The sequence below is a fragment of the Paenibacillus senegalensis JC66 genome, assembly GCF_000285515.1.
In the GTDB taxonomy this organism is placed as follows: Bacteria; Bacillota; Bacilli; order Paenibacillales; family NBRC-103111; genus Paenibacillus_L; species Paenibacillus_L senegalensis.
Map to the genome: position 1 here is coordinate 600135 of NZ_HE610960.1, position 1780 is coordinate 601914.

The 1780-nt window shown below is 35.4% G+C and carries 1 protein-coding gene and 1 pseudogene; both read right to left on the reverse strand.

Translation table 11 applies throughout. From position 1 onward, the window contains the following. Window positions 1–1473 (reverse strand): serine hydrolase domain-containing protein (locus PSHG_RS18480; RefSeq protein WP_042122217.1); only part of this gene is annotated, 1473 nt, incomplete at its 3' end. Between the two features lie 40 nt (window positions 1474–1513). After that, window positions 1514–1780, reverse strand: a pseudogene (locus tag PSHG_RS18485) (nucleotidyltransferase); the annotation flags it as partial.

Here is a 1780-nt window from a genome sequence, read left to right on the forward strand (position 1 = left end):
AAAATGCTCAATATTAATTATGATCGATAAAATACAATTGATAGCCGTAAGACCCATCCAAATAAATATTGAATACGACATCCACACCCATACCATTACATAATTACTGGCTAATAAATAGGGCAAGATCATTACCAATACCAAAAGCATACTGCTTAAGATTAGTGCGATACGACTTCCTTTCATTTTTCTGAATCTTGTCTGTTCATCTTTACTATTTAGTTTTATTCCTCTAACGAGTTTAATGACTTGGGCACATAAGATAACGACGGCTATTATTACTAAGAATGAAAATACCAAATCAATTAACAGATACACGTCAACATAATTAAATGTTTTCATGTGATTTCCATTCATATTCTCATAGATATTATTAGCAATTTGCCAGGGTGCAGTTGAATTCAAATTAGCCAAAACAAATATGGCCTGCTGCTTTTCTAAATCAATAAGAACCTGTGAGGAGTAATTAGGATTTGATCCATTATGACTAATAACTCTATTTTTCGTATGAATACTCCATCCAAATGAATAGTATTGATTTTCATCTTCGTATCCCGCCGTTGTGATATCGACTTGATGAGATTGCTGGATCGCTTTCAATAAATGATCTGGTATGTCGCCTATCCCCATTTGGGCATTAATCCAGCGTTCTAAATCTTTTGAATTCGTTACCAAATATCCTGCAGCGATATTCCCATAATATCTAGGTGCATCATATTCTAAGCTTTTTCCAAAAAATAGACGATATCCTTTGGTAAGCTTATCCGATGCCTTTTCCTGACCTGTTGAAAAATAACTATCCGTCATTCCTAAAGGAACCAGTATGTTTTCAGTCATGTAATCCTGATAACGTTGGCCTGTAACTTTTTCAATAATCAACGCTAAAATATCATAATTAACGGTAGCATAATTATAGGCTGTCCCAGGATACGTATCTAATGCAATGCCTGACACATTATGTATCGTTTTTTCAAGCATATCATCCGTGGTACCTTCAGGAATTAACCGAATACTCCACGGTGGAATTCCGCTTGTATGAGCTAACAACTGATGAATCGTAATATTAACTTTCTTACCCTGAATGGTTGGCTTAAACGATGGAATATAATCTGTAATATGATCTGAAAGAGATAAGTAGCCCTCATTTTCTAATAAAATAACGGCCAAAGCCGTAAATGCCTTTGTAGTCGATCCCAACTCAAATAAGGACTCTTCAGTCACTCTCTTCTTATTATTAACATCCGCATATCCGTAATTCTTATATTCTGTCTTGCCCTGCTCTGATACAAGCATAGCCACCCCTGGAGTCGCTGATTTGGCCATTATGGTTTCCACCATATTATCCGTATTATCATAATTCCCTGTCTTTATCAAATTTCCAAGTTCATCCCAACACGCTATAGTAGTAATGATTGCGATAAGCAGGATGACACATACTGTTAATGTGCCTGTTTTACTTAGTATTTTTTTCAATGTGGCTCTCCCTATTGTAAGTCTTCAAAAAAATATGGTGTTAGCCGAAGGAAGTTCTGGAAGCAGCCATTGTATTTAAGGCGTTCTCAAAATAGCTATATACTTCATCTGCAATTCCCAGAAACTCTTCAACAAGTACATTATTACTATCCAAGTAACAAGCATACAAATAATCAACTAAAGCGGAGTCAATCTCGCAATAGGTTAATATGGCATTCTTCATCTCAATAATGTCATCTTGCCATACACCTGTATTTTCTAAAACCAAAGAGTATAATGCACGAATTAATCGCTTAGAATAGCCTTT